Raw genomic sequence first — 5,741 nt, forward strand, 5'->3', positions numbered from 1 at the left:
CGTCGGCGACGCGTGCGGACACGGCGGCCGCGGTGTGCGCGGGCAGCCGCAACCGGCCCTCGACCGTCGCCCGGCCCGGCTCGGCACGCACCCGCCCCGCGTCGGCCCGACCCCCGAAAAGCAGGCCGAGCCCGGTGACGACCATCGTTTTGCCTGCTCCGGTCTCTCCGGTGATCACGTTCATGCCCCGGGTCAACGGAAGCGTCGTGTCCTCAATGACCCCGAGGCCGGTGATGCGCAACTCTTCCAGCACAGCCAGACACTAGCGCTACCTACCGACTATTTCCGCGCCAGCCTTCCACCGGAAGCTCGAACTTGGCCACGAGTCTGTCGGTGAACGGCTGCGGACGGATCTGCGCTACACGCACCGCTGTCTCTCCACGCCGGACAGTCACCCTCGCCCCCGGGGGCAGCCCGAAGACCCGCCGCCCGTCGCAGCACAGCACCGCGCGTGAGGTATGCGGGTCGACGCTGATCCCGATGTCGCAGTGGGGCGCGGTCACCAGTGGCCGGCTGAACAGCGCGTGGGCGCTGATCGGTACCACCAATAGGGCCTCGACCGCCGGCCAGACGACCGGTCCGCCGGCCGAGAACGCATACGCCGTCGAACCCGTCGGGGTGGCGCAGATCACGCCGTCGCAGCCGTACCGCGACAGCGGCCGCCCGTCGACGTCGACCATCAGCTCCAGCATCCGCTCCGGGGCGCTCTTCTCGACCGTCACCTCGTTGAGCGCCCAGGACTCGGCGATCACCTGCCCGCCGAGCTCCGCGATGACGTCGATCGTCATTCGCTCGTCCACCTCGTATGCCCGGTCAACGACGTCACGCACGGCCTGGTCCAGATCGGAGATCTCGGCCTCGGCCAGGAACCCGACCCGCCCCAGGTTGATCCCGAGCAGCGGAGCACCCACCGGCCGGGCCAGCTCGGCCGCGCGCAGCAGCGTGCCATCGCCGCCCAGCGCGAACACGATCTCGACTCCGACCGCCGCGTCCACCCCGGACACCGGCTTGATCTCGGGCACGTCCAGGTCGGAGGCCTCCTCGGCGACGACCCGCACCTCGAACCCGGCCATGGTCAGATCGCGCGCGACGGTCCGCGCGTGCGCGGTTGAATCCTTGCGCCCCGTATGCGTGACGAGCAGCGCCGCTCTGGTCATTGCGAAACCGTACCCGACACCACCGATGTGATCCGCTCAACGTCGACCGGAGGCGCGCCCTTGCGCAGCCACAAAAAGAACTCCACATTCCCGGAAGGCCCAGGCAACGGGGAGGTCGTTACCCCCGCCACGCCCAGCCCCAGCTCGCCCGCCGCACGGGCCACGTCCACCACCGCTTCGCTTCTCAATGCCGGATCCCGCACGACCCCGCCCGCGCCCACCCGCTCCTTGCCCACCTCAAATTGCGGCTTCACCATCAGCACGAGATCACCCACAGTGCACGAGTCAAGCGCGGGCAGCACCAGCCGCAGCGAGATGAACGACAGATCGGCAACCGTCAACTCCACCGGGCCGCCAATGACCGCAGGCGTCAACGTCCGCACATTCGTCCGCTCGAACACCTTCACCCGCGGGTCGTTGCGCAGTGCCCAGGCCAACTGTCCATATCCGACATCCACGGCCACGACTTCGCCGGCGCCGTTGCGCAGCAGCACCTCCGTGAACCCACCGGTCGACGCGCCCGCATCCATGCATCGCTTCCCGGACACGACCAAACCTTGCGGCACAAAGGCGTCCAGCGCCCCGGCGAGCTTGTGCCCGCCTCTCGACACGTACTCGGGCGCGGCTGCCTCGACCACCCGCACCGCCTCAGCAGGATCGACCATCGCGGCCGCCTTGCGGGCAACCGTGCCCCGCACCTCGACCCGGCCCTCGTCGATCAGCGCGGCGGCATGTTCGCGCGATCTGGCCAAACCCCGCCTGACCAGCTCGGCATCCAGGCGTAGACGGCGTGCCATCACTCCTCGATGGACCCGAGGACCTCGCGCAGCGTCGTATGCGCCGCCTCGTAGGCGGCCAGTTGTTCCGCCACGGGCAGCCGCGAAGCGTTCTCCACGGCACGGACGGCCGCATCGACCGCTTCATGCCCGGTCGACACAAACCCCGCGGCAACGCTCTGCTCCGCCCCGACCACAGCCATCACGGGCACGCCATCCTCCGCCGCGCCATCCTCCGCTGCCTCAACCCACACATCCGCTTCAACCGCAGTGTCACCGGCAGCGTCATCAAGCCTCGCAGGGCTTTCAGCGGCAGCGCCGCCACCACCCTCATCAAAGCTCGCATGCCTCTCAACGGCAGCGCCGCCACCAGCCTCACCAAAGCTCGCATAGCTCTCAACGGCAGCGCCGCCACCAGCCTCGGCGAACCTCGCATCGACCTCACCCATCACACTGTCGGCAGCGTAAGAGAAGTTCACATCCGCGTCAGCGACAACGTCATCCGTCGCCTCGAAGCGCGCTTCCCGGCCGGCCTCGGGGACCCAGACTTCGGCGCCCGTCTCGTCGCCGCCCTCCCCGCCGTCATCCTGGACATCGACCGCCGCCGACTCACCCTCGACGTCGTCCGCCTCGTCCTCGACATCGTCGGCATACCCGAACTCGTCGTCCGCCTCGCCCTCGCCCCACAGCCCTACACGGCCGGCCGAGTCCGCATCGTCCACGTCCAAGTCGGCCGACGCGTCCGCCCCCCACGGCGAGCGCGCGGGCGTCTCGGCCGCTTCGACCTCGGCCGACGCGTAGCGCCCCCACCGCGAGTAATCGGCGCTGTCCGTCGTCACGGCGTCGCCTCGGTCGTCGGCACCGCCTTCTTCGCCGTCGTCTTGTTCACGGCCTTCTTGGCCACCTTCTTCGCCACAGGCACCTCCGCCACCTTCTTCGACGGCGCCTTCGTCACCACCGGAGCCTTTATTTGGGGGGTACCGGGCGAGGCCTTGCGGGTCGTCGCCTTCGCCGCCGTCCCACCGGCGGGCGCCTTCGCGGCCGCCGGACCGCCCGCAGTCGCCGCGGCCTGGCCGTCGCGCAGCTGCCGCTCCAGCGCGTCAATCCGCGCCACCAGCGACGAGACATCGTCGGCCGTGGCGAGCCCGACCCGGCTCAGCGCGCGATCCATCTCGACCCGCACCAGGCGCGAAATCGCCTCGCGGTTGGCGGCGCTCGTCGCGATCAGATCCTCGGCCATGCCCTGCAGCTGGCCGGCCGTTGCCTGACCCTTGCCGGTCAACTCCTTGGCCAGCTTCTTGACCGTCTTTTCGGCCTTCTTCTTCGACGCCTCGCCGAGGCCCAGAGCCAGCTCGAGGTAGGCCTTCAACGCGTCCTGCACTGGTTCACTCACCTTCCCGGTCACCATGTCCTCACGCTACCGCGAACAACCCCAACATATTCGCAGCCACATAGGTTGGGCGCTGCTCGGGTGTCGCCGCGGTCGCGTCCCGCTCCGCCGCCACGCCGGTCAGCACCAACATGCTGTCCATCCCGGCGCGCCGCGCCCCCGCGATGTCCGTGTCGAGGCGATCTCCGACGACGAGCGTACGCCGTGCTCCCACCTGCTCCGCAGCCGCCAGGAACAGGCCGGGCTCGGGCTTTCCCACGACCACATCCGGCCTCCGGTCCAGCGCGGTGGCAAGCGCCGCGACAAGCGCGCCGTTGCCCGGCAGCGGCCCGCGCGGCGTGGGCAGCGTACGGTCGGTGTTCGTCGCTACCCACCACGCTCCATTGCGGACGGCCACGCACGCCTCGGCCAGATGCGTCCAGCCCACGTCGGGCCCGTACCCCTGCACCACCGCCACCGGCTTGTCTTCCGCACTGGTGACGGGAGTCAGCCCGACCGCGGCAACCTCGGCCCGTAGCGCAGCCGCCCCAACCACCAGCACAGGCGCACCGGCCACAAACCGTTGCGCCAGCGCCGAAGCGGCGGCTACAGCCGACGTAAGCACCTCGTCCGCCGACGCCGAAATCCCCATGCCCTCAAGCATTTCGGCGACCTCACCGGGCCGCCTGGAGGCGTTGTTCGTCGCAAACCGAAGCGTCTTATCCAGCTCGCGCAGGCGCGCCAACGCTTCCTTCGCACCGTCAACGGCGCGGTCGCCGAGCACCACCACGCCGTCGAGGTCGAGTATCACCAGGTCGTACGCGTCGACCAGCACGCCAACCCCTCAAGCCGCGGCTCCGGGCAACCTGCCTTCACCCTCATCATCCACATCGGACTCGTCATCCACATCGGACTCATCGGACGCGATGGGCTCGACGGACCCGACACTGTCCACATCAGACACCTCAGCGTCAAGCTCGTCCACATCGGACTCGGCCGCCGCCTCACCGTCCAGCTCCTCGTCCTCTTCAGCATGCTCGTCATCGTCACTGATCTCGATGCCGTCCATCTCCAGCAGTCGCTCCGCGGCGTCCGTGGTGCCCTCGACATCCACCTCAGCCGCCTTGCCGAACCACTCGCGCGCCTCTTCCGTCCGCCCGGCCTTCAGCAGCGAGTCGGCATACGCGTAGCGCAACCGGGGCGCCCACGGCTCCTCGGTATCGATTGACAGCTCACGGATTTGCAGCATCGCGGCCGCGGCATCGTGCTGGCCCATGTCACCGCGCGCCCCGGCCGCGACAATCAACAGCTCCAACGCTTCGGTGCGGCCCAGCTTCTCCCGGTCGGCGCTGCGGAACAGGTCGATCGCCTTCTCGGGCCGACCCAACGCGCGCTCACAATCGGCAAGGACCGCAAGATGCGTCTGCCGGCCGGTCATCCGGTGATACGTACGCAGTTCAGCGATTGCCGTCGACCATTCTTGTGCGTGGTACGCGGCCAGCCCCACCGCTTCCCTTACCGCCGCGATGCGCGAGGCCAACCGGCGCGCGGCGATCGCATGGCCCAGTGCCTTGGCCGGATCTTCGTCGAGCAGTTTGCCGGTCATGACCAGGTGCCGGGCGACCGTCTCCGCTACCGGCCGCGCCAGCGGGAGCAACTCGGCCCGCACGGCCGAGTCGAGCTCATCCGCCGATACGTCATCGGTGAGCACGGGCGCGGCCTCCGCACTCGGCTCCGCTCGGTCAAACCGGCTCGGCCCGCGATCCCGCTCCCGGCTGTCACGCTCTTCACGCCGCTGGTACCCGCCCTCACGCCTATCGCCGAACCCGCGGTCATCCCGCCGCGGGAATCCGCCGCGGTCCTCTCGCCTCTGGTAGCCGCCTTCACGCCGCTGACCGCCCCGGTCATCCCGACGCTCGAAGCCACCCTCACGCCGCTGGAATCCACCCTCACGCCGCTGGAATCCACCCCGGTCATCCCGACGCTCGAAACCGCCTTCACGCCGCTGCGGGTAACCGCCCTCACGCCGGTCCCCACCACGATCGTCGCGACGCTCAAAGCCGCCTTCACGCCGCTGCGGGTAACCGCCCTCACGCCGGTCCCCACCACGATCGTCCCGACGCTGGAACCCGCCTTCACGCCGCTGGTATCCACCACGGTCATCCCGACGCTCAACGCCACCCTCACGACGTTGGAACCCACCACGATCGTCACGCCGTTGCTGATACGCACCACGGTCGTCACGCCGTTCGACGCCACCCTCACGCCGCTGGAACCCACCCCGGTCATCCCGGCGCTGATATCCACCGCGATCGTCCCGGCGCTCAAAACCACCCTCACGCCGCTGAGATCCACCCCGGTCATCCCGACGCTCAAAACCACCCTCACGCCGCTGCGGGTAACCACCCTCACGCCGATCCCCACCACGATCGTCCCGAC

Annotated in this window: 7 protein-coding genes and 1 pseudogene; 1 reads left to right on the forward strand and 7 read right to left on the reverse strand. The window is 69.4% G+C overall.

From position 1 onward, the window contains the following. The 7 genes and pseudogenes from DM816_RS39765 to DM816_RS39795 form a co-directional block, all read right to left on the reverse strand. The coding region (locus tag DM816_RS39765) for an AAA family ATPase (protein ID WP_162908333.1) at positions 1–253 on the reverse strand (253 nt) is incomplete at its 3' end. A 19-nt stretch (positions 254–272) separates the two neighbouring features. Beyond that, complete coding sequence (locus DM816_RS39770) at positions 273–1,157, reverse strand: NAD kinase (protein WP_117215635.1); 885 nt, start codon at positions 1,155–1,157, stop codon at positions 273–275. Continuing rightward, positions 1,154–1,954, reverse strand: a complete 801-nt coding sequence (locus tag DM816_RS39775) for a TlyA family RNA methyltransferase (protein WP_117215636.1) — start codon at positions 1,952–1,954, stop codon at positions 1,154–1,156. The genes DM816_RS39770 and DM816_RS39775 overlap by 4 nt, the downstream gene beginning before the upstream one ends. Continuing rightward, positions 1,954–2,772: a hypothetical protein gene (locus DM816_RS45025; RefSeq protein WP_246002666.1), complete on the reverse strand. Its 819-nt coding sequence runs from the start codon at positions 2,770–2,772 to the stop codon at positions 1,954–1,956. Before DM816_RS45025 ends, DM816_RS39775 begins: the two co-directional genes overlap by 1 nt. Further along, a complete protein-coding gene (locus DM816_RS39785) occupies positions 2,769–3,326 on the reverse strand; it encodes a phasin family protein (RefSeq protein ID WP_342768805.1) in 558 nt (185 codons plus the stop codon). The genes DM816_RS45025 and DM816_RS39785 overlap by 4 nt, the downstream gene beginning before the upstream one ends. Before the next feature lie 31 nt (positions 3,327–3,357). Then, positions 3,358–4,137: pseudogene (locus DM816_RS39790) on the reverse strand (HAD-IIA family hydrolase); the annotation flags it as partial. Positions 4,138–4,146: 9 nt separating this feature from the next. Further along, positions 4,147–4,908, reverse strand: coding sequence for a tetratricopeptide repeat protein (locus DM816_RS39795; RefSeq protein ID WP_211589059.1), 762 nt, complete (start codon positions 4,906–4,908; stop codon positions 4,147–4,149). On the opposite strand from DM816_RS39795, the gene DM816_RS39800 reads away from it, so the two are divergent. After that, a partial coding sequence (locus DM816_RS39800) for a hypothetical protein (RefSeq protein ID WP_425455337.1) occupies positions 4,861–5,741 on the forward strand: 881 nt, incomplete at its 3' end. The genes DM816_RS39795 and DM816_RS39800 overlap by 48 nt on opposite strands.

The organism is Allorhizocola rhizosphaerae (assembly GCF_003426775.1).
GTDB lineage: Bacteria > Actinomycetota > Actinomycetes > Mycobacteriales > Micromonosporaceae > Allorhizocola > Allorhizocola rhizosphaerae.

Bases quoted from the DNA above. Each gene is read 5' to 3' on its own strand.
- DM816_RS39770 (WP_117215635.1), bottom strand. From the start codon at position 1,157: ATGACCAGAGCGGCGCTGCTCGTCACGCATACGGGGCGCAAGGATTCA.
- DM816_RS39775 (WP_117215636.1), bottom strand. From the start codon at position 1,954: ATGGCACGCCGTCTACGCCTGGATGCCGAGCTGGTCAGGCGGGGTTTG.
- DM816_RS39795 (WP_211589059.1), bottom strand. From the start codon at position 4,908: ATGACCGGCAAACTGCTCGACGAAGATCCGGCCAAGGCACTGGGCCAT.